This window comes from Arthrobacter sp. Sr33, assembly GCF_054511195.1.
The window spans coordinates 1-21,521 of the sequence record NZ_JBTNDD010000002.1; the positions used below are offsets into that span (position 1 = coordinate 1).

23 protein-coding genes are annotated in these 21,521 nt (G+C 61.5%); 16 read left to right on the forward strand and 7 right to left on the reverse strand.

The annotated features are described in order from the left end of the window. Window positions 1-1,066: 1,066 nt before the first annotated feature. Together ACX80T_RS02845 and ACX80T_RS02850 are read left to right on the forward strand one after the other, a co-directional pair. Entirely contained in the window at window positions 1,067-1,525 is a 459-nt protein-coding gene (locus ACX80T_RS02845; RefSeq protein ID WP_459303634.1) for a cupredoxin domain-containing protein, read from the forward strand. 32 nt (window positions 1,526-1,557) lie between these two features. Continuing rightward, a complete protein-coding gene (locus tag ACX80T_RS02850; protein ID WP_024477409.1) occupies window positions 1,558-1,884 on the forward strand; it encodes a hypothetical protein in 327 nt (108 codons plus the stop codon). A gap of 12 nt (window positions 1,885-1,896) precedes the next feature. On the opposite strand, the gene ACX80T_RS02855 is transcribed toward ACX80T_RS02850, so the two are convergent. Beyond that, window positions 1,897-2,487, reverse strand: a complete 591-nt coding sequence (locus ACX80T_RS02855; RefSeq protein WP_024477408.1) for a TetR/AcrR family transcriptional regulator — start codon at window positions 2,485-2,487, stop codon at window positions 1,897-1,899. 92 nt (window positions 2,488-2,579) lie between these two features. Here ACX80T_RS02855 and ACX80T_RS02860 point away from each other — a divergent pair, with 92 nt between their 5' ends. Both ACX80T_RS02860 and ACX80T_RS02865 read left to right on the forward strand, forming a co-directional pair. Next, window positions 2,580-3,413, forward strand: coding sequence for an alpha/beta fold hydrolase (locus ACX80T_RS02860; RefSeq protein ID WP_024477407.1), 834 nt, complete (start codon window positions 2,580-2,582; stop codon window positions 3,411-3,413). 23 nt (window positions 3,414-3,436) lie between these two features. Next, window positions 3,437-4,216 carry an isocitrate lyase/PEP mutase family protein gene (locus tag ACX80T_RS02865; protein WP_024477406.1) on the forward strand — a complete coding sequence of 260 codons (780 nt, stop codon included), beginning with the start codon at window positions 3,437-3,439 and terminating at the stop codon, window positions 4,214-4,216. 226 nt (window positions 4,217-4,442) lie between these two features. Here the strand turns inward: ACX80T_RS02865 and ACX80T_RS02870 are convergent, their stop codons facing one another. Further along, window positions 4,443-4,592, reverse strand: coding sequence for a hypothetical protein (locus tag ACX80T_RS02870; protein WP_162148073.1), 150 nt, complete (start codon window positions 4,590-4,592; stop codon window positions 4,443-4,445). Between the two features lie 684 nt (window positions 4,593-5,276). Next, on the reverse strand, window positions 5,277-5,474 hold the full coding sequence (locus ACX80T_RS02875) for a hypothetical protein (protein ID WP_051317723.1): 198 nt from the start codon (window positions 5,472-5,474) through the stop codon (window positions 5,277-5,279). 43 nt (window positions 5,475-5,517) lie between these two features. On the opposite strand from ACX80T_RS02875, the gene ACX80T_RS02880 reads away from it, so the two are divergent. After that, on the forward strand, window positions 5,518-5,742 hold the full coding sequence (locus tag ACX80T_RS02880) for a GNAT family N-acetyltransferase (RefSeq protein WP_443111011.1): 225 nt from the start codon (window positions 5,518-5,520) through the stop codon (window positions 5,740-5,742). A gap of 166 nt (window positions 5,743-5,908) precedes the next feature. After that, a complete protein-coding gene (locus ACX80T_RS02885) occupies window positions 5,909-6,433 on the forward strand; it encodes a hypothetical protein (protein ID WP_024477405.1) in 525 nt (174 codons plus the stop codon). A 95-nt stretch (window positions 6,434-6,528) separates the two neighbouring features. Here the strand turns inward: ACX80T_RS02885 and ACX80T_RS02890 are convergent, their stop codons facing one another. The 4 genes from ACX80T_RS02890 to ACX80T_RS02905 all read right to left on the reverse strand — a co-directional run bounded on the left by ACX80T_RS02890 (window position 6,529) and on the right by ACX80T_RS02905 (window position 10,800). Next, on the reverse strand, window positions 6,529-7,005 hold the full coding sequence (locus ACX80T_RS02890; RefSeq protein WP_156911373.1) for a hypothetical protein: 477 nt from the start codon (window positions 7,003-7,005) through the stop codon (window positions 6,529-6,531). 792 nt (window positions 7,006-7,797) lie between these two features. Beyond that, window positions 7,798-8,109, reverse strand: coding sequence for a hypothetical protein (locus tag ACX80T_RS02895; RefSeq protein ID WP_024477402.1), 312 nt, complete (start codon window positions 8,107-8,109; stop codon window positions 7,798-7,800). 382 nt (window positions 8,110-8,491) lie between these two features. Next, window positions 8,492-9,619, reverse strand: coding sequence for a hypothetical protein (locus tag ACX80T_RS02900; RefSeq protein ID WP_237742173.1), 1,128 nt, complete (start codon window positions 9,617-9,619; stop codon window positions 8,492-8,494). Then, complete coding sequence (locus ACX80T_RS02905) at window positions 9,604-10,800, reverse strand: zinc-dependent alcohol dehydrogenase family protein (RefSeq protein WP_459303635.1); 1,197 nt, start codon at window positions 10,798-10,800, stop codon at window positions 9,604-9,606. The genes ACX80T_RS02900 and ACX80T_RS02905 overlap by 16 nt, the downstream gene beginning before the upstream one ends. A gap of 379 nt (window positions 10,801-11,179) precedes the next feature. Here ACX80T_RS02905 and ACX80T_RS02910 point away from each other — a divergent pair, with 379 nt between their 5' ends. From ACX80T_RS02910 to ACX80T_RS02955, 10 genes are all read left to right on the forward strand, one after another. Next, window positions 11,180-11,521 (forward strand): CU044_2847 family protein, encoded by a 342-nt coding sequence (locus ACX80T_RS02910; RefSeq protein ID WP_024477399.1) that lies wholly within the window; start codon window positions 11,180-11,182, stop codon window positions 11,519-11,521. 128 nt (window positions 11,522-11,649) lie between these two features. After that, the gene (gene acsA, locus ACX80T_RS02915) at window positions 11,650-13,464 is read left to right on the forward strand and encodes an acetate--CoA ligase (protein WP_459303636.1); all 1,815 of its coding nucleotides are present in this window, start codon (window positions 11,650-11,652) and stop codon (window positions 13,462-13,464) included. Continuing rightward, on the forward strand, window positions 13,461-14,477 hold the full coding sequence (pdhA, locus tag ACX80T_RS02920) for a pyruvate dehydrogenase (acetyl-transferring) E1 component subunit alpha (protein ID WP_024477397.1): 1,017 nt from the start codon (window positions 13,461-13,463) through the stop codon (window positions 14,475-14,477). The genes acsA and pdhA overlap by 4 nt, the downstream gene beginning before the upstream one ends. After that, window positions 14,474-15,454, forward strand: coding sequence for an alpha-ketoacid dehydrogenase subunit beta (locus tag ACX80T_RS02925; RefSeq protein ID WP_459303637.1), 981 nt, complete (start codon window positions 14,474-14,476; stop codon window positions 15,452-15,454). The genes pdhA and ACX80T_RS02925 overlap by 4 nt, the downstream gene beginning before the upstream one ends. Continuing rightward, complete coding sequence (locus ACX80T_RS02930) at window positions 15,447-16,880, forward strand: 2-oxo acid dehydrogenase subunit E2 (RefSeq protein ID WP_459303638.1); 1,434 nt, start codon at window positions 15,447-15,449, stop codon at window positions 16,878-16,880. The genes ACX80T_RS02925 and ACX80T_RS02930 overlap by 8 nt, the downstream gene beginning before the upstream one ends. After that, on the forward strand, window positions 16,877-17,119 hold the full coding sequence (locus tag ACX80T_RS02935; RefSeq protein ID WP_459303639.1) for an acyl carrier protein: 243 nt from the start codon (window positions 16,877-16,879) through the stop codon (window positions 17,117-17,119). The genes ACX80T_RS02930 and ACX80T_RS02935 overlap by 4 nt, the downstream gene beginning before the upstream one ends. A 50-nt stretch (window positions 17,120-17,169) precedes the next feature. Then, window positions 17,170-18,552, forward strand: a complete 1,383-nt coding sequence (locus ACX80T_RS02940) for an MBL fold metallo-hydrolase (protein ID WP_459303640.1) — start codon at window positions 17,170-17,172, stop codon at window positions 18,550-18,552. A 291-nt stretch (window positions 18,553-18,843) separates the two neighbouring features. Beyond that, window positions 18,844-19,716, forward strand: a complete 873-nt coding sequence (gene ppk2, locus ACX80T_RS02945) for a polyphosphate kinase 2 (RefSeq protein WP_024477392.1) — start codon at window positions 18,844-18,846, stop codon at window positions 19,714-19,716. A 187-nt stretch (window positions 19,717-19,903) separates the two neighbouring features. Then, window positions 19,904-20,986: a TerC family protein gene (locus ACX80T_RS02950; RefSeq protein ID WP_024477391.1), complete on the forward strand. Its 1,083-nt coding sequence runs from the start codon at window positions 19,904-19,906 to the stop codon at window positions 20,984-20,986. A 103-nt stretch (window positions 20,987-21,089) separates the two neighbouring features. Continuing rightward, the gene (locus tag ACX80T_RS02955; RefSeq protein WP_459303641.1) at window positions 21,090-21,461 is read left to right on the forward strand and encodes a hypothetical protein; all 372 of its coding nucleotides are present in this window, start codon (window positions 21,090-21,092) and stop codon (window positions 21,459-21,461) included. Window positions 21,462-21,521: the final 60 nt, after the last annotated feature.

The following is a 21,521-nucleotide window of genomic DNA, read 5'->3' on the forward strand; positions in this document are numbered from 1 at the left end:
CAGCCAGCGACCACAGGCCCCGCCAACACGCCCAAAACAAGAAAATCCCACCGGACGCGAACTAGCCCATGACCTGGCCGCGAACCCGGCCATCATGAAAAATCCGGGCTAAACGTTCCAAAACCCGGTCCCTATTAGTTGATCAACAGCTGTCTATCCTGGATCTGCGAGGCGTCAATCACAACAGTTTTAGGCGCAGAAGGGGCCGTCCTGAAACTCAGCCACCCAGTCACCGGGTCCAGCACACTGCTAGCGGACGTGTTGACGTCATCGAGGACACTGTTTCGTCAGCGATCCCAACTCACGCACCAGTGCATACCAGCCGTACCGGTGGATCCGGCTTCTGATTCCATAGTAATTCTGGATGTGGTTCCTCGATTCACCGCATGTAGGCCGGTACCGGGTGCATGTGATGTACCCGTCCGACAGGTCCGCGACCTTTTCGTTCGTTCAACACCGTTCGAAGAGTCCAGATATGGTCGTAATTTTTGGGTTGTTGTTGCTACTGCTTGGGCTGACGGTTTGACGCACTGCTCCCAGTACAGGCCTTCCTCAGGTGAACGATGGGTGCCAACAATGGATTCGAGGCGAAGGGTCGACAATGGGGTCGGTACGGGAGGCTTTGTGCTTGTGGGTAGGTTGAGGAGCGATTTACTCCGCTGCTGTTCGAAGAAAATGCACCCACTGGTAGCTCGAACGTGAAAATTTTCATCAGACCGCATGCGAGGTAGATCAGACTGTCCGTGGTTTACCGTGTGTTCCCCGTCGGACCTTGAAGTTTCGAGGACCCGATAGTGATCCTCCGATGGTGAAGTCGAATGGAGACTGCACCAGATTCAAGCTAGGCGTTTACCTAATGCATATCGCGGGTTCTGCCGATGAAACTCATTTTGGAGCAATTAACCCGATCTGGCCTAGGGGGCGAAAGTCCTGCTGAGCTGTTTTCGCGGCCCATCCGTGGCCTAGCCTGTGACGAATTTTATAGTGAAAGAGAATCATGGTGCTATCAGTGCCCGGAGCCGCGGAAACTGGTTTCGATGTCGGGATTCTGGGTGAAAGGTTGATTATGGATATCCGTCAGAGCGTCATGGGGCTACTTTTGGTCGGAGCTTTAGCGGGAGTCGCCGGTTGTGGCGCGTCAGATGCCGGCAGTCCCGCCGAGCCGGGGATCACTTCCACCACGAGCATGGAGATGGAGACCGAGGAGACCAGCGCGGTCCCAGCCGAACCAACCGAGGAGGAAAGTGCCACCGAAGAACCGGTGGCAGTCGCCGAGGAAGTCGTCATCACTGTTACCTATTTTTCTTATCAAATATCCGGCCCGGTGACCCCCGGCGCCGAGGTGACGGTCGTGAACAAAGATTCAGCTGCCCATACGGTAACTTCGGACCAGGAGGGGATGTTCGATTCCGTCTTCGGCCCCAACGAGACTGTCACCTTTACCGCCCCCAGCGAACCCGGGGAATACTCCTTCATCTGCACCTACCACCCGGCAATGGTCGGTACTTTAGTCGTCGAGGGATAAGCCCCTAGACACCTGTTCGAGCCTGCAGCGCGGTGGCGATGGGTTTGGCTCCCGTGGTGGTAGCTATCGACGCTTCGGTCCACATCCAGCTGGCAGCCAGTTACCAGATGGCCTTTCCCGTAGGAATCGGAGGAGGTAACCAGTTCCGCATCCAACCCGCGGCGAACGATCCTCGTCGCCCCTTAGGTACTGCTTTTTGGGAGCAGACTTCCAACCTGATAGCAGCGGTAGTCGCACTGTCAGCATTCGCTGTCGTCGTCTTATCGGTGTACGGCCAGTTTGCCGGTGCGTTATTCGCGGTGGCAGGTTTCATGATGGGTGTCAGCCGTGAGAGCGACCGTGCGGTCCCGGTCCATTGAATTGACCGGATCTCATTGAGGAGGCTGTTCACCTGCGTACGGCATCGGTGAGTCGATCGCGGCGATAAGTGTTTCGGCCGCTCGGCGGGCTTGCCGTGCCGGTTCGGTGGTGCCGCTTATTGCGGCTGTGGTTTGTGCGCCTTCGGCGAGGATTGCCAGCTGGGCAGCGAGTTCGGCGGTACCGCCGGCGTCGGCGACAAGACGGGATAAGTACTCCTGGAAGGAATGCTTGTGGAGTCGGGCTACCTCGGCGACTGCGGGTGAAACGGCGCCGAGCTCCCCGAAGGCGTTGATGAAACCACAACCCCGAAATGAGTCGGTGGCGAACCAGTCGGCGAGGTAATCGTAGACAGCCAAGAGGCGGTTCCGGGGGGAGTCGGCACGGTCGACGGCTGTTGTGACACCGTCGGTCCATAGATGATGCCGGTACTGCAGTACCGCCAGGACTATTGCCTCTTTCGATGAGAACAACCGGTATAACCGCTTCAGCGACACCCCGGAGGCTTCTCGCAAAGCGTCCATTCCTACAGCCTGGATTCCGCGCGCGTAGTACAGCGCGTCAGCGGCCTCGATCACCCTGTCGCGCACTTTCTCCTGATCCATTGTTCAAGTGTACTTGCGGGAGAACCATCGTTCCCGTAGAGTCGGCCGAACGTAGAGAACGCTCGTTCTCACGCTATTGGAGGGACACTCACATGCCGTTCATCACTGTCGGAAACGAGAATTCGGCGCCAGTGCAGGCGTATTTCGAGGACCACGGAACCGGTCAGCCAGTGGTGCTGATTCATGGGTACCCGCTTGATGGGTCGTCCTGGGAGAAGCAGAGCGCAGCCCTCCTGGATGCCGGCTACCGGGTCATTACCTACGACCGACGCGGTTTCGGTCGGTCCTCCAAGCCGACTACCGGCCACGATTACGACACGTATGCTGCCGATCTGGCCGCCGTTCTAGAATCCCTGGATCTCCGCGACGCTGTCCTGGTCGGGTTCTCCATGGGCACGGGCGAGGTGGGTCGCTACCTCGGAACCTACGGTTCAGAGCGTGTCGCGAAGGCAGTTTTTCTCGGATCGCTGCAGCCCTTCTTGTTGAAGACGGACGACAACCCTGCTGGGGTCCCTCAGGAGGTCTTTGACGGGTTGCTGGAAGCAGTGAAGTCGGACCGGTACGCATTCTTCACCAACTTTTTCGATAGCTTCTTCAATACAAGCGAGAACCTCGGCACCCGTCTCAGCGAGGAGGCCCTGGCGGCGAACAAGAACCTCGCCTATGCGGCGTCGTCCTTCTCGTCCGTGTGGGCGCAGCCCACCTGGCTCACCGACTTCCGTGCCGACGTCGCCAAGATCACGGTGCCCTCCCTGATCGTGCACGGCACCGCTGACAATATTCTGCCGATCGACTCGACGGGACGTGAGTTTCACAAGGCCCTGCCTGAGGCCGAGTACGTCGAGATCGAGGGAGCTCCGCATGGCATGCTCTGGACGCATGCCTCGGAGGTCAACGACATCCTTCTTGGCTTCCTCGCCAAGTAACTGACAGGAAACGGAGAAGAAAAATGACCGATCACCACACAATGGACCGTGCTCAGCAACTGAAGGCGCTGCACACAGCACCCGAGATTCTTCGGGTCGTCAATGTTTGGGATGCCATTAGCGCTGCGACTGTCGCCGCACTACCGGAGTCCCAAGCGATTGCCACGGCTGGTCACTCTATTGCCGCTGCCTATGGCTACGCCGACGGCGCCATGCCGCTGGACACAGCCCTTGCCGGGATCAAGACCATCGTTGACGCCGTCGACCTCCCGGTCACAGCCGATCTCGACGACGGCTACGAAAACCCGGCAGAGACCATCCGCCGAGCAATCGGGCTCGGCGTCGTGGGCGCCAACGTCGAGGACCGTCTTCGACCCTTCGATGAGTCGGTTGCCCGCGTGCACGCCATCATCGCCGCAGCACACGACGAGGGCATCGCGTTTCAGCTCAACGCACGCACCGACGCGATCGTGCGCGGCGGGGACCGCCCACTGAAGGACAGCATCGACGACGCGATCAACCGGGGCCAAGCGTTCCTCGATGCCGGCGCCGCGTTGGTGTTTGTGCCCGGGGCACTCACCCGCGACGTCATCGAGCCCCTTGTTGACGGGCTCGGAAAAGGAAAGCTGTCAGTCATCGGTGCCCCCGGCGCCCTTACCGCCGCCGAAATGCAGGACCTCGGGGTGGCCCGTATCTCCTATGGGCCCTTCACCCAACGGGTCGCCCTGCGAGCACTCCAAGACCTCGCCACCGACCTGTACGGGTCCGGCGTCATCCCGGAGGACACCCCAGCCCTGAACTAAGCACAGAACGGGGTAGTCGACCTTTCGGGTGTATTGATCATTGAATGTATCCGTTGCGTCGGCTTTTTGGCCGGTCCGCCGCCCGCGCAAATCGACGTCGACTATTGATCGGTGACGTGGCTACTCCTTGATGCATCAGCTCATTAGCTCGCCTACCTACCACCTCGGCTCATTTCACAAGTGTCGTGGACGTCTTTGATCTGTGTTTATGCATGTTGTCCTCTTCTCAATTCGCTATGAGATGTTCGAGGAGGAGAAACAGCGCATCATGAATTTCAAAGGATTGCACAATGGGTGCAGGGCTTTCGCCAAGCGCGATCTCGTCCTCCGCCCGTGGCCGCACGGAGGGTCGTTTGGGGTCCAGGATTGGGCTCATATCGGGAGGATAGACGCGTCTGCGATCTCAATCACAGAGGCCATCGAAACCCGGCGCAGAGGCAAAACAAGGTGTGCACAATGTGCACACCTTGGGGGTCGGACTGGGCCGTACCGGTGCCGGACTGGGCCGGTTTGAGGAGGTTTTCGGGGGAGGCCAGTGTTTGCAAGGGGATAAAGCCGGTTCAAGTCCCACTTCGGGCCAAGTTTCCCCTTGTCAGAGGCTGTTTAGCTCTCTGACTGTGCACAAACCGGCTCAGATGGTGAACAGGGTGTACCCGTTTCGGTGGGTGGGTTGCAATCTTCCTGTCACGGTCCGCCTCTTTTCTCTTCTGAAGCCCTTGGTGGGCTTTCCTACTAGTTCATGGGGGAGCGACGAGGAAGGTACATGACTTCGGTGAAGATTTATATTCTGATCCCACGGCCTGCTCGGCTCTCTGTAGCGGTTGAGCTACCCCGGATTTGTTGGTCGAGGCATCACCTGCTCGGGGGAGTCTCTTGCCTTGAGCGCGTCTAGCGTGAGGGGACGGGCTGACGGGCGCTTCGATGACGTTGCGGTGAGTTGGACGGGGACCGCGCAGCTTCGTGCTGTGCCGGTTGACGGGTGGCCTGCGCGGTGCGTTCGTCTGTATCGTCTGAACTCATGGAATTACGTTCTCTTTCCGAATCCGATATGGATCAGGCGCTACTCGCCCAGAAGGAACTTGCTGTAGACCAATTCGACTTCCTCTTGAATTATGACCTCGGGGATGACTGGACGGACTTCCTGGTCGACCTTGAAGCAACTCGACAGGGTCGAGATCTCTCTGTCGGGCGTGTCCCGGCTACCTTCCTCATCGCGGAAGTTGATGGGTGCATCGTGGGACGGGTTTCGATCCGCCATAATCTGAATACGTTTCTGCGGACGGTCGGTGGACACATTGGATATGCCGTTCGCCCTCAGTTCAGGGGGGCGCGGATACGCCCAGCAAATACTGAAGCTCGCCCTTCTTGAAGCCAAGCGACTCGGAATTGATCAGGTTCTGGTGACGTGCGACGCCGATAATCACGCGTCCAGGTCCACAATTGAGAACTGCGGCGGTGTCCGTGAGGCGCCTCTGGCGGCTGATACTGCTACGACAGTAAAACTCCGTTACTGGATCGACACTTAGACCCCGCTTTCTGAGCTGTCGCCAACTTTCCGATAAGCGATCGGCAAAAGGGTGCGTCGGCGTGTAACTGAGCGACCCCGTTGGATAAGCTTCATTGCGCCCGGCGATCCGGTCTAGCTTGGCGTTGGGTGCCAGCCTGTGCCAAACGCTTATCTCTGGGAGACTCATGTCAGACAGATATCCCGTCGGACGACTCGAAGTCCGCGTCGGAGGGCTTTCCCGGCGGCAACTTATGGACAGCCTGAGCGCGCATGGCATCTTAGTTAATGGTCACGCGGAGACGCTGATTGGGGACGTCATTTTCGGCAATCAGACATCTCGGCGGGTCGTGGTCACAGAGCGTACTGTCGCTGAACTAGGGCTTCCGCATGGGGCGACGCTCGCGCAGATTTTCGACAGTGCGCATCAACAGGGCCTGTTGCTGTGCCCGGTGGATACTGCACCCTTTTTACGGATGGCTCTCGCTGAGCAGGCAGCGTCTCGCGATTCGGTGATGTCGTCGGGGAGCGCGCCCGATGGTGCCCTCACGGTGGCCGCTGAAGCGCTTAGTGAGGACGACGAGTATCCGAAAGGCTTCTATCTGCGCGTCGTAGACGGCCAAGCGTGGCTTCGCGGCTACCAGTGCGACGACGAGCACGCTTGGTCCCCCGATGACCGGTTCATCTTTCAGCTTCCGCCGTCTCCCGTCTGAACGTAGCCGGTGGCTGCCCTCTTGGCGATCGTCAGTATCGTTGTGATCGGGTACTGCATCAATCGCATGCTTCGACCGTCCCGCTGACCGATCCCTCAGCGGACACTTTCGCGGGTGGGTTCAATGCGGCAGGGGATCACAATCTCTGGCGGTACCTGACTTCGCCGAAGGGGTTTGGTGAAGTGGATAGCGGCCAACGCGGCGGCGGGGAGGAACAAGACCCATCCGAGCGCTGGTATCGGCGCTTGGAAGGGTGGACCTCCCGTAAGCAGGCTGACCGCGGCCAACGGGCCCAGCACAGCACCGAGGGCGGCGGCAGGGATTCGAAGTCCGGACTTTTTGGCTTCAACCAACTTATGCATTCCGAGGGCCGGTGCGGCTGCCGACGCGGCGACCGGCAAGCCGGTCAGGAACGCCAATCCGGACTGCCCGATCACGGTCATCAGGTGCGGAAAGCCTGATGTGAAGGAGCCCAGGATGTGCAGGGCGATGCTGGTCGCGATGCCGACCATGCCCCCGAAGATGACCATCCTGAAAAAGGCGCTTGCCAGCGGCGTAGTTTGTTCCCCCATACGGGGAGCTTAGCGTCCGGTCTTGCCTTGCAACAGAGCCTGTCTCCGATCTCTTGCTCCAGCCAAAGGCGTATCCGTCTCATGGGTTGATGCTCTGACGCTGCACTGCGATGGACCCAGGGGGCTGAGTGAAAGTGCGCTCTGCCCGATGCGACGCACCGTACAGCTTTACAGGGCCTGTCGTTGCGGTAGGGGACCGACTTAGGGACGCCTATCCGCTGCGTTGGAGCGGTACGGATTTCCGCAAAAGAGCTGAAGGTAGTTCTTTTAATGCCCTCAGTAATTAGACTCGCTGACACGTAGTCGCTCGAAATTGGGGGAACAATGGAGTCAACCGCAAAGAAGTGCATTCAATGGGGTGTCGTACTAATCATCGGTGGTGGATTTGCGCTGCTTCTGCTCCCGTTGTTGATCGGCCTTCTCGCGCAAACCGCGGGCCAAACGGCGGCTATTGGAGTTGGGGCAGTAGAAATCGTCCTCACCTTAGTTCGGTGGGCGATGATACCGATGGGGACAACGCTGATCGGTGCTGCTATTGTAATCCGCACCTTTGCCCCGTCGCTTGAACATTCTCAAACTAGCCACACTTCTAACCCATAGGTTGCGGTGCAGTAGGCAACAGATCAGGACACTCAACGTCCGCTACAGCCATAGTTCAGCGCGTAATAATTCCCTCTGCACCTCCGCGAATCGGGTTTAGCGCTTTCTATCATCTCGCCGGACCCCAACGAGGTGTGTTGCGGTGGGAGATCCTCCTGCGGGGCAGGTGCTTCGCGAGGCGTAGATGGATCTCTACTGCTCGAGTTGTCCGCTGATCCTCGCCGGGATGTGTTCGGGGAAGTCTTCTTCTCCTATCCCGCCAGGTTCGTAGAATGACTCCACGAACCCTAGTACTTCATCGAGCAGTTCGTCTTCGGTCATACGCGCCGTGTCATCTGGTGTATGCCCTGCCGACCCGGCCGCGAACTTACCTACGGTGAACCCGTAGGTTCCCCCTGCTGGGCCGTTGAGCCACGCGAAATCATAGCTGAGGCCTCCATCTGGCTGCCTTCTCTCACTGATCCGGAACAGCTCATCATCGATAGTGACTTCGAACGGCTTCATCCCATAAGTCTAGATTTGCGCCAACGAACCGTCCCACACGAGAATCCCCTAGCGCGATACATCAGCCCGCAGCCTCCTGTGAACCATCGTTTCCAAATATGTGCTTCTTCAATCAGGTTCCATATGACTCTTGATGCCATACATGGGGCATGTGGATCCGCGCAGCCGATAGCACCGCCCACCGCCCGTGAGGAGCAAGTGCTCCTCACGGTGGCTCGGCGCGCGTAATCGGGTCGAGCTCGCCATGTGGGCTCATGAGACCGGCCGCACCTGAGGCTGGAGCGGGGTGCCGGAGATGCCAGTCGAGATGCCCAAGGCATTCCCGAGCATCAGGTTGCGGGGCGTCAGCTGCCAACTGCGACGCGGCATGTCCGCGCCCTTGTCACGGTGTCACGCATGCTTCGTTGGAAGGACTTGCTGCGTCGTACCAGCGCAGAAGCCGCAGAGCCCTGAGGGTGTTCCACCGACTCGAGGTGCCATCGGGTCCTTCGAATCGAAAGTGGACCGCCCCAGGGTGAGTGCCCTCCAGCAGCCAACATCCGTTTGGCTGACGCTTGGCGCGAACTTGGTCAATCGCCTCAACCAGCCGCGGATCGGCCGGGCCGCCACGCAGGGCGAAGTAGCTCGTCGCCTTGAGCAGGTCATAGTGCCAGCGTGGAGGGTAGGAGAATTGCAGCCATCGGGGGTTCACCAGTTCCCCGGTGCGCAACGAACGGAACAGGCTGCGTCGAAGCAGATACTCTTCGCCCTCGTGGCGCGCCCGGCGGACTTCGTCGGATCCACCGGTGTGTCGCTCCCACCTCAGCAAAGCGTCGACCACGTCAAGAGTGCTGGCGAACGATCCCGGTGCCGAACGCGCCTCGGCCCAGCAGTTCCAGCCACCGTCAGGCAGCTGATCGGTCACGATCCGCTGCACCACCGGGTCGACGTCGATGCCCAGGTAGGTGCCGATCAGAATAGTGCCAGCGTTGATGCAGCAGTCGACTTCCCCGGCGAAGAACGGCAACCCGTCATATTCCCACCGGCAGTTGTGGGCGACCAGTTGCGCTGTCTCCCGCATCACCGCGCTGCCCGGCGGTACGCCCAGGTGGCACAGGTCTAACAACACCGGGTAGGTAGCGGTCCATGGTTGCTCCGGTTCCTCAGCGGGCTGCTCACTTGGCGTCTCGGTCGGTTCCGCGTCGGGTGTCGGGAACGGTGGAGGTGGCTCGCCGGCAGCCAGGGCCCGCGCGGTACTTTCGGCGAACGCCGCGGTATTCGGGAAGCATGCCCCGCCCGACCAATGTCCGTCAGGGGCTCGCAGCGCGAGTAGCCCAGCGCCCCACCCTTCGTGTGCCACCCGCGCCCGTTCATCTTCCACCTCATCCTGTGGGGCATCGAGGAGGTCGTGCAACACCTGCCAACGGATCGCTGGATCGCCTTGGAGCAGCCATTGCACGACCGGGTCGTCCCCGGCCATCGGTGGGGTCTGCGGGAGGTAGGGATCGTACTTCTTCAGCGAAGTTTCCACGGTGGCATCGTAATCGAAGGCAAGGACGCAATAAAGACGTGAAGGCAGCGGAAATCCACCCCACGGCCTCCCCTTAGCGGCTGCCGAGTAAAATCTGGGCAGAGAAGATACCGCCGTCGGGGTAGCCGGCGTTGAAACTGTAACGACTTGGAGCCTAAACCCTGCCCGGTTGATCCTGAGGGGCGCACGCGAAGGACAGCGGAACCGGTGACCCTGTCTGCGGCGAGATCAGCCAGGGCTGTATCTGCCGCATCAAACGGGTAGACGCTGATGGAAGGAGCCAACGGAATCTGGGCTGCGAGCGCTAGAAATTCCCGTCCATCGGCGCGGGTATTGGCTGTCACGCTGCGCACTTGACGTTCGTAGAACAAATGGGCGTTGTAGTTCAGGGGCGGTATGTCACTGAGATGGATACCGGCAATCGCCAGCGTGCCGCCACGGTCAAGGGCAGCCAGCGCCACTGGCACCAGCTCGCCCACCGGAGCAAAGAGAATGGCGGAATCAAGAGGTACGGGCGGTTCGTCGTAGGCATCGCCGACATACTCTGCCCCAAGCTTTCTGGCTAAGGCGCGGGCCTCCTCGGAACGGGTCATGACGTAGACGGATGCGCCTTGGTATATCGCCATCTGCGCGGTCAAGTGCGCGGAACTGCCGAAACCATAGATGCCTAGGCGTCCACCAGATGGCACATTTGCCCGTTTCAGCGAACGGTAACCAATAATGCCGGAACACAGCAGTGGTGCGGCTTGTTCATCCGTGAAAGCCTCCGGAATGAGATAGGCGAAGTCCTGGGAGACGGTGAGTTGCTCGGCGTAACCGCCGTCCTTGTCCCATCCAGTGAGGACGGGTGCCGCGCACAGATTCTCATCACCCCGGCGACAGTAGGGGCACGTACCGCAGACGCCGCCCAGCCAGGCAACGCCAACCCTGTCGCCCGGCGCGAACCTGGAACTGCCTGGGCCGCTCGCTACTACTGTGCCCACTGCCTCGTGACCGGGGATGACGGCAGGGCGACGCGGCTGGAGGTCACCCTCGGCCAGATGGAGATCGGTACGGCACACACCGCAGACTTTCACATCCACCAGGAGTTCATTGGGGCCGGGTTCAGGGGTTTCACGGACCCCCTTGACCATGGGCCGGGTATTCATGGGACCGGGTTGGTCCACCCACCAAGCGAGCACCGAGACCTCCTACATCATCGGACTCAACATTGTCAGGGTAGGAAACGCACCCGAAGGGCCGAAGGTCCCACCTCCCTGAGCAACCCGGTTGTCCGCTGGGCAGGGGTCGACGGAAATGCCCGAGACACAAATAGTGCGAACAGTTTCCTAGCGGTTCATGACATCGGAGGGCAGGCCTTTCTACCCTAGCGGGCGGATTTTGGGCAGCGTTGACTTGAACTGCGGGCTGAAAGTACAAGCGGGACGGAAAGTGGAACGCTTCCGCACCGGATAGAGAGGGAATCGTGTGGATAAGTCGTATCGGGGGAGGTTGGGGCCCTTGTCCTTCGCCCAGGCTCAGCACAACATGCGCACGTCCCAATAGCGGAGGAAAGCTGCCATGACTGAGGTAATGCGGTATGAAGTGGGCTCCGGGACGGTGCTCGTCGAGACTGAAGATAACAGCTACGGCGTGAACCACCCGGCCCGCAACGAACAGGGAATCCTGGATGTCGGCAGGCGTCTGGAGGATGCTCTCGCGAGCATCCGCCCAGCAGCCCGGGCAGCGTTGGAGGCCATGGCAGAGCTGACCCCTGAAAAGGTGGAGATCGAATTCGGCGTGAAACTGGCTGGGGATGCGGGTGCGCTGATCGCCCGCAGCAGTGGGGACGCGCATTTCATCCTCAGGATGTCGTGGAGTCCTTCGAATGCTGCTCCCCTGGACGAGGAAGAGACAACCTGATGAGGACCGCGGTGTTCGTGTTCTCGAACAGGGCTGGTGCAGGGCCCGCTGCACTACGAGGACCTGACGGTTGAACTTGAGCTCGAAACCGAGCCCATGGGCTTCTAACGGATAGGAGTGATGGAACCATGAAAGCAGCAACCGCACGTCCCACCCGGTGGCCTGTCATCGCGAAGGACCCGGCATCGTTTCGCGTGCCGCCCAACCTCGGCGAGTACGAGGAAGTTCGGAAGTCCTTCACATGGGACCAGGCGCGGCGAGAGCTATCCGGGCTACCCGGGGGCCGGGGTCTGAACATCGCCTACGAGGCAGTAGACCGGCACGCCGCAGGTGACCGGTCCGGCATTGAAGCGCTGCGCTTCATCCGGTCAGACGGCGGCACCCGCTCACTGAGTTATGCGCAGCTGGCCAGCCAGACCAGCCGGTTTGCCGCGGTCCTGCGGGAACTCGGGGTCGGGAGGGGCGAACGGGTCTTCTCCCTCCTGGGCCGCAGCCCGGACCTTTACGTGGCGGTCCTGGGCACGTTTAAAAATGCCAGTGTCTTCTGTCCGCTCTTTCCGGCCTTTGGTCCCGAACCGGTGCAGCAAAGACTGCGTCTCGGGGCGGGCCGTGTGCTGGTGACCAGCAGGGCGTTGTACCGGAAGAAGGTCGCACCCATCAGGGAAAGCCTTCCCGAGCTGCGCTTCGTCCTGCTGGCCGATGCTGACGGCCACCCTGAACCGGACACCCTGGACCTCACCGAGCTCCTGGCCCAAGCCTCGCCGGACCAGGACATTGCGGTCACGCAGCCCGAGGACATGGCCCTGCTGCACTTCACCAGCGGAACCACAGGCACCCCCAAAGGTGCGATCCACGTCCATGAGGCAGTGGTCGCCCACTATGCCACCGGCCGCTACGCCCTGGACCTCCATCCGGATGACATCTACTGGTGCACAGCCGATCCGGGTTGGGTTACCGGGATCTCCTACGGCATCATCGCACCTCTGGTCCATGGGGTCACTGTGGTGGTGGATGAGGAAGAACTCGACATTGACCGGTGGTACAGGATTCTCGCCGAACAGCACATCACGGTCTGGTACACGGCTCCGACGGCGCTGCGCATGCTGATGAAGGCGGGGGCGGAGAGGGCTGCTGGCCACGACTTGTCTGCCCTGCGCTTCGTCGCGAGTGTTGGCGAGCCGTTGAATCCCGAAGCCGTGGTGTGGGGCCAGGAGGTCCTCGGCCTGCCGATTCATGACAACTGGTGGCAGACCGAGACCGGGGGCATCATGATTTCCAACTATCCTTCCATGCCCATCCGCCCCGGCTCCATGGGGCGGGCGCTGCCGGGAATCGAAGCTGCGCTGGTAGCGCGGGACGCCCACGGTGAGCCAATCATCCAGGACGGAAAGGCCACGCTCGTCACCGACCCGGACACCATGGGGGAACTGGCGCTCCGGCCCGGATGGCCTTCCATGTTCCGCGGCTACCTCAACGAGGACGAGAGGTACCGCCACTGTTTCGCCGGTGGCTGGTATCTCACCGGCGACCTGGCAAGGCGCGACGGCGACGGGTACTTCTGGTTCGTGGGCCGCGGGGACGATGTCATCAAGTCATCAGGTCACCTGATCGGCCCCTTCGAAGTGGAAAGCTGCCTGATGGAGCACCCGGCAGTGGCGGAGGCCGGGGTCATCGGTGTCCCCGACCCGGTGGCCGGAGAAGTGGTCAAGGCCTTTGTCGAACTGCAGCGAGGCCAGGAACCCTCCGAGGAACTCCGGCTGCAAATTATCGGATTCGCCCGCAAACGCTTGGGCGCCGCGGTCGCCCCCAGGGTCCTCGAGTTCACCACCGACCTGCCCAAGACCCGTAGCGGCAAGATTCTCCGCCGGCTGCTCAAGGCGCGCGAGCTGAGCCTGCCCGAGGGCGACCTGTCAACGCTGGAACAGGCCGGGCTGCGGCCATGAACGAGCGGCGGGAGCAGGCCATCCCTGATGCTGGCCACGCCCGGCATCTCTTGCGGCAGATGCTGCGTGTGCGCACCCTCGAGGAAAAGTGCATTGAACTTTACAGCGCCGCTAAGATCCGCGGCTTCCTGCATGTCTACATCGGTGAAGAAGCCGTGGCCGCCGGGGTGCTGGAAACGCTGGCGCCGGAGGACGCCGTGGTGGCCACCTACCGGGAGCACGGCCATGCGCTCCTGCGGGGGTTGTCCGCCGGCTCCATCCTGGCCGAGATGTATGGGCGTCTTGAAGGATGCTGCCGCGGCCGGGGCGGCTCCATGCACCTCTTCGATGCCGCCACCCGCTTCTACGGTGGAAACGCGATTGTGGCCGGCGGGTTGCCGCTCGCCGTCGGCCTAGCCTTGGCCGACAAAATGGCCGGCCGGCGTCGGGTGACCGCCTGCTTCTTTGGGGAAGGTGCGGTAGCTGAAGGCGAGTTCCACGAAAGCCTGAACCTTGCAGCGCTGTGGCAGCTTCCGGTGCTCTTCTGCTGCGAGAACAACCTGTACGCCATGGGCACGGCACTGTTCCGTTCGGAGTCACAAACCGACATGGCCCTCAAGGCCGCCGGCTATGAGATACCCGCCTGGGCCGTCGACGGGATGGACGTGCTCGCGGTCGAGGAAGCTGCCCGGCGGGCCGTTGATGCCGTGCGCTCCGGCGGAGGCCCGCATTTCCTGGAGCTGCGTACCTACCGCTTCCGCGCCCACTCGATGTTCGACCCTGAACTGTACCGGGAGAAATCCGAGGTGGCCCGGTGGATGGAACGGGATCCCATCGTCCTGATCAAATCCGCGCTGGAGGCGGCAGGTGAGCTGTCGGACGAGCAGTGGGCCGCGCTGCAGGCCGACGTCGACGCGGAGGTGGCTGCCGGCGTCGAATTCGCAGAGGCGGGCACGCTCGAACCGGTGGAGGACCTCACCCGGTTTGTCTACAGCGAGCGAAACGACGTAGCGGAAGGGGGGCCGGCAGCATGAAAACCACTTACCGGGAAGCGGTCAGGGCAGCCCTCCGGGACGCCCTGCAACGCGACGAGCGGGTGTTCCTGATGGGCGAGGACGTGGGCCGCTACGGCGGCAGCTTCGCCGTCAGCCTGGGCCTTCTTGAGGAATTCGGCCCGGAGCGCATCCGCGATACTCCGCTGTCCGAATCCGGCTTTGTCGGGGCGGGAATCGGAGCGGCCCTGGGCGGAATGCGTCCCGTCGTCGAAATCATGACAGTCAACTTCAGCCTGCTCGCCCTGGACCAGATCATCAACAACGCAGCGACCCTGCTGCACATGTCCGGCGGCCAATTCAACGTGCCAATAGTGATCCGGATGACCACAGGGGCGGGCCGCCAGCTCGGCGCACAGCACTCGCACAGCCTGGAAGGGTGGTACGCGCACATTCCGGGCCTGCGCATCCTGGCCCCCGCTACCCTCGCCGACGCCCGCGGGATGCTATGGACCGCGCTCCAGGACGCGGACCCGGTGCTGATCTTCGAGCACGGGTCGCTGTACAACGTCGCGGGGGAGCTGGAGGACGGCGCCGGGCCTGTGGACATCGACAAAGCTGCCATCCGGCGCCGCGGAAACTCCGTCACCCTCATCACCTACGGCGGTACCCTTCCCATCGTGCTGGAGGCCGCGGACCGCTTGGCCGGGGACGGCATTGACGCTGAGGTCCTTGACCTGCGCACCCTCCGGCCGCTCGACGACGGGACCATCTTCAACAGCGTCGGCAAGACCCACCGGGCAGTGGTCGTGGATGAAGGCTGGCGGAGCGGCAGCCTCTCCGCCGAGATCGCCGCCAGGATCGGCGAGCACGCCTTCTTCGACCTCGACGCCCCGGTGGAACGGGTCTGCAGTGAAGAAGTGCCCGTGCCGTACGCCAAGCACATGGAGCTGGCCGCGCTGCCGTCGGTTGAGAGGGTCGTGGCTGCCGTGCGGAAGGCCGTGGGAAACCGTGGCTGAGTTTCGAATGCCGTCCCTGGGCGCCGATATGGAGCACGGCAAGGTGGTGGAGTGGCTGGTCAAGCCCGGTGACTATGTCCACAAGGGTGACATCGTGGCCGCTGTTGACACCGACAAGACCGTCATGGACATCGAGTCATTCGAGGAAGGCGTGGTCGCCGAGTTCCTCGTGGACATCGGCGACACCGTGAACGTAGGGACACCCATCGCCCGGTTCACTCCGACACCCGCCGACCGAAGCCCGGCCCCGTCAGAACCAACCCCCACCGTGGCGTCGGCTGACGAACCCCGGCCGGCCCCAGCCGTTGTGGATCCCAAAGTCCCTTCACCTCCGCCGGTCAAACACGGCAGCAAAATCTCGCCCCCGGTCCGGCATCTGGCCCACACCCTCGGGGTCGACGTCTGCTCGATCCGTGGCAGCGGCCTGAATGGCGAGGTGACCCGTGCCGACGTCGAAAGTGCTGCCGCCGAGCGTACGGCCAGGGTAGTGCCGGCAGCTCCCGGAGCCCAAAACGGCCCGGCGTGGCAACGCAGGATGCGGTCCTCCCCGCGTGCCCGGCGGCTGGCGACCCAGATTGGGGTCGACCTTCAAGAAGTGGTCGGTACCGGGCCCGACGGCGCCATCACCGAGTCCGATGTCCGTCGCGCCGCGGGCGCGGCCACCGGAAAACGGGTGGAGGCGATGGCATCCGAGCCTCCACGGCAAGCGGAGCCTGCAGTCGACGCTGCACCGCGGAGCCGGAAAGAGATCGGCGGGGATAAGGCCGCCACCCTCAGGCAGGCCATCGGCTCCCTCATGTCCCGTTCGAAGAAGGAAATTCCGCACTACTACTTGGCCAACACTCTTGACCTGGCAACGGCGATGGCGTGGATGCAATCGCAGAACCAACAGCGGCCGGTCTCATCTCGCCTGGTTCCCTCGGCCCTGCTGCTGAAGGCGACGGCATTGGCCGCAAAGGAAACGCCGGAGATGAACGGCTTCTTTACCCGTGGGACGTTTCACCCGAGCGCTAGCGTCCATCTTGGCGTCGCTGTGGCCCTGCGCCACGGAGGTCTGGTGGCTCCCGCCCTGCACGATGCCCAAACGCTGACCCTCGATGAACTTATGGACAAGTTGCGCGGCCTCGTCAGCCGAGCCCGGGCGGGCCGGCTGCAGCGCGCCGAGATGACCGACCCCACCATCACCGTGACCAACCTGGGCGACCTCGGCGTGGACAGCGTCTACGGCGTAATCTATCCACCCCAGGTGGCCATGGTGGGCTTCGGCAAAGTCCTTGAGCAGCCGTGGGCGCAAAACGGAATGCTCGGCATCCGCCACACTGTCACCGCAACGCTATCGGCAGACCATCGCGTCAGCGACGGGCTCCGCGGCGGCCGTTTCCTTTCCCGCATCGATGAATTACTGCAGAGACCGGAGGAGCTATGAAGGAACAGGACGCCAGACAGGCAGTGCAGGCAGCAATCAGCCAGGTGGCCCCCGATGTTGAACCTGATGATCTCGAAGGCGGTGCCCGGTTGCGCCAGGACCTGGAACTTGACTCGCTGGACTTTCTTCATCTCGTGGAGACCATCGCAAAGACCACCGGTGTGGACATCCCGGAACGCGACTATCCGGCGGTGGCAACGGTTGACGGCCTCGTTAGTTACCTCGCCGGTCATAGCTGAATGCGGTATCCGGCGGCAGAGTACGGGAACATCAACGGGAACGGGAAATTATGAAACACCAGCAGCCGACCCTCCGGTTCCTTGGAGCCACCGATACCGTTACCGGTTCCCGATACCTGATTGAGTCCGGTGGCAAGCGTGTGCTGGTCGACTGCGGACTTTTCCAGGGCTACAAGCGCAGCCGCGAACGCAACCGCGCACCCTTTCCCGTCCCGCCGCATTCCATCGACGCCGTGGTCCTGACTCATGCGCATCTGGACCACACCGGATACGTACCCGCGCTCGTCAGGGACGGCTTCGCTGGACCTGTCTACGCCACAGAGGGCACCTTCGACCTCTGCAAGCTGATCCTCCCGGACAGCGGACACTTACAGGAAGAAGAGGCCAGGTACGCATCCCACCGCGGATCGTCCCAACACAGGCCGCCGCTTCCGCTCTACACGGCGGCCGATGCCGTGAAGTCCCTCAACAGTTTCAAAACCCACGGTTTCGACACCCCCTTGCCGCTTGGCGGAGGCATGGAACTGACGTTCCTGCCCGCCGGTCACATCCTGGGCGCCGCGCAGGTCCATATCCGGATCGGCTCACACTCCGTGCATTTCACCGGGGACCTGGGCCGAGCCGATGATCCTTTCATGTACCCGCCGCGGGCCCTTGGCAGTGTCGGGGTGCTGGTAACCGAGTCAACGTACGGCAACCGGAAACACTCAGGCATGGACCCGCAGAAACAACTTGGGGAGATCATTAATCGGGTGGCGAAACGCGGCGGGGTGATCATGATTGCAGCGTTCGCCGTAGGCCGGGCTGAGACGCTGATGCTGTATCTGTCCAAGCTCCGCAGGAAGAACGCGATTCCGGACATCCCGGTGTACCTGAACAGCCCCATGGCGATCGACGCTTCCCGGATGTACCAGCGGTACCGCGAGGAACACCATCTCAAGCAGGACGACTACGAAGGCATGTATAGGCTGGCCACGCTCACCCGCACCGCGGATGAGTCCAAGCTGCTGAACCTGCGAGGCGGACCGATGATCATCATTTCAGCCAGCGGCATGCTGACCGGCGGCAGGATCCTGCATCACATCGCAGCGTATGGACCGGATCCGAAAAACGCCATCGTCCTCAGCGGCTACCAGGCCAGCGGTACCCGGGGCGCGGTCCTCGCCGCCGGGGAACGTGTGCTCCGCATCTATGGTGAGGACGTTTTGATCCGCGCCGAAGTTATCCAGATGCAAAGCCTGTCTGCCCACGCCGATTCCGACGGGCTCATCGCGTGGATGAAAGCAGCAGAAACCCAACCCCGCATGACCTACATTACGCATGGCGAACCCGTTGCATCGGATGCCCTCCGCATCCGTATTAAACGGGAACTGGGCTGGCGGGCCCGGATGCCTGAACACCTGGAACAGATCTCCATTGAGAACCCGCTATGAAGCCCTGCAGTGGATTGCCCGTACCAACCGAGGGGGCGCCGCACGGGGCATGGTGAGGTTCTGGTCGCAGTGTGAAACCCGCCTGTGACATCTTCCACGGTGGCTGGGCGCCAAGCCATTACGGCGGCTCAGACGCCGACCGTCACCGACCTGCGGTGCATGAACATCAAGAGCAGGAAGGTCCGAGTATCAGCGCCAACGGTTCTCGGAGAAGGCCGGTTCTCGTGGCCCTCGGCCCGAACAGTGGAAGTACCTCCCTGAAATGCTCTGCTCTGGGGCAGAATATGAGGTGTGGTCAAGAAAACGTCTGATGAGGCGAGCCCCCAGGTCCTGTCCAAGAAGGACTACGACAAGGAATTGCTGCGGTTGCAGGAGGAACTGGTCGCCTTGCAGGAGTGGGTGCGCGCAACCGGCACGCGGTTGGTCGTTATTTTCGAAGGACGCGACACCGCCGGTAAGGGCGGAACGATCCAACGCATTAGCGGGGCGCTCAACCCGCGCTTCTGCAGGGTTGTTGCACTCCCGGCGCCCACTGAGCGCGAGCGGTCACAGTGGTACTTTCAACGCTACATCGCCCATCTACCAGCGGCTGGGGAAATTGTGCTGTTCGACCGGTCTTGGTACAACCGGGCCGGGGTGGAGCGGGTGATGGGCTATTGCACCGATGAACAGTATGCCGACTTCGTCGAGGCGGTGCCCATGCTTGAAGAGGCATTGATCTCCGATGGGATCGTCCTGGTGAAGTACTGGTTGAGTCTTTCTGACTCCGAGCAGCGCCGACGATTCCAGGGCCGCATCGATAACCCGGCTAAGCGTTGGAAGCTGAGCACCCTGGACCTTGAGGCGCAAGCCCGGTGGGTTGACTACGCCGAGGCCAAGGACAAGATGTTTGAGTTCAGTGACACCGAGCGCAGCCCGTGGTGGGTGGTCGACGCCGACAACAAAAAGGAGGCCCGGCTTAACCTGATGGCCCATCTGCTATCGCTGCTGCCTTACGAGCGCCGGGAGTTTCCGGACATCGAGTTGCCCGAGCGCCAGAACCGGATCTACGACCGACCGCCGTTGGACCGCCAGCGGTTCGTTCCGCAGCGCTACGAGATCGGGAAATCTAAAAAAGCGCCGAAGGGCAAGAAGAAGGATTCCGCCCAGCATAAGTCCCGCTGAGTGGATGCCGGTTGGTCTGCCGGTTTCGGGTGGGTTAGGATTCTTTTATCAAGGGGAGTACTCCCGTCTGTGATTGGCCCGTCAATACGGATGCACTGAAGCATCTCGGGTCGTTGGTTCCGGTGTTGTCCGGGGCGGAGGAGACCTTGGCGTATCTGTTCAACGCCTACCCCTTGGGAGCAATCTTATGCAGGTCACACCCCTGATCTGGCTCATCACGATCGCTGTGACGATCCTCTTCTTTGTCTACGAGTTCTTCGCCCACGTGCGTAAACCACACGAGCCGTCCATCGCAGAATCGGCGCGCTGGTCGGCCTTCTATATCGGACTGGCACTGTTGTTTGGGGTGGGGATCGGGGTGGTGTCGGGATGGAAGTTCGGCGGTGAGTACTTTGCTGGCTATCTCACCGAGAAGGCTCTGTCGATCGACAACCTATTCGTTTTCCTCATCGTGATGGCCGGATTCGCCGTTCCGAAAAAGTATCAGCAGAAGGTGCTGATGATCGGGATCATCATCGCCCTCATCCTGCGTGGCGGGTTCATCGCTATCGGAGCGACCCTGATCGAGAACTTTTCGTGGGTTTTTTACATCTTCGGCGCTCTACTGCTCGTTCTGGCCTACCGGCAAGCGTTCAGCAGCCACGAGTCCAATCCGGCTAACGGTAGGTTTATGACACTGGTCCGCCGGGTCCTGCCCGTCACCGATGAGTATCACCAGGACAAACTCACTGTGAAGCAGGGCGGGAAGCGCTACGTCACGCCGATGCTGCTGACAATCATCGCGATTGGGTTTGTGGACGTCATCTTCGCTGTCGATTCAATCCCCGCAATCTACGGTCTGACCAACGAGGCTTACATCGTTTTCACCGCCAACGCCTTCGCGTTGATGGGTCTGCGGCAGTTGTTCTTCCTCATCGGAGGGCTGCTCGAGCGCTTGGTCTACCTCGCCCAGGGTCTGGCCGTCATCCTCGGCTTCATCGGAGTGAAGCTCGTCTTCCACGCCCTGCACGTCAACGAGCTCCCCTTCGTCAACGGCGGGGAGCCACTTCTTTGGGTACCCGAGATCCCCATCTGGTTCTCGCTGCTCTTCATCGCAGCCACCGTCGTTGTAGCGACCGTCGCGAGTCTACTCAAGACCCGCAGCGCCGAGGACATGGACGAGCAGGTACTGGTAAACGGCATACCGGTAGACGCCGTACGTCCACACGAGCTGGCCGAGCATTCTGAGGTCGATGGGAGGACGGAGTCCACTGCCGACACGTCCAAATAGGCTTTAACCGGCAGTTGTGAAGGGCGTCGGAGGTGCTGGTGGGTATTGGCGTCCTACGCGGATCCGTGAGCAGGGAGGGGCCCGCATCCCGTATCGTTGTCTGATGGTTACACGACGTGAAGCAGCTCAAATCCTCGATATTTCCCTGGAAATGGCGCACCGTCACGGTATCCCTGCAAGGCTGACGGACACCGAGCTATCCGAGCTCATGGACAGTCCACCGGGCTGGCTCGTTCAGTCCAGGAACAACCGGACGGGTAAGCGCCCCGTTTGGGTTCAACTGACCTGCGCGGTCTGTGGTTTCTCGGAAGCCGCACGGCCTAAGAAGTGGTGGCCGCCGTTCACCTATGTCTACTGCGCGCACCACGCCCTTGAGGACCTCCCGCCGGTAATGCCGAGTCTGGTCCGCAGCGAGTACGAGGGAATCGGAAGTCGGTTCGTCGGCATCGTTGATGTCGAAGTGCCAGTCTCCTGACAGCCGGTGTCCGGCCGCGTTTCGCAGGTAGTCCCAGAGATTGATCAGTGGGGAAAGGCG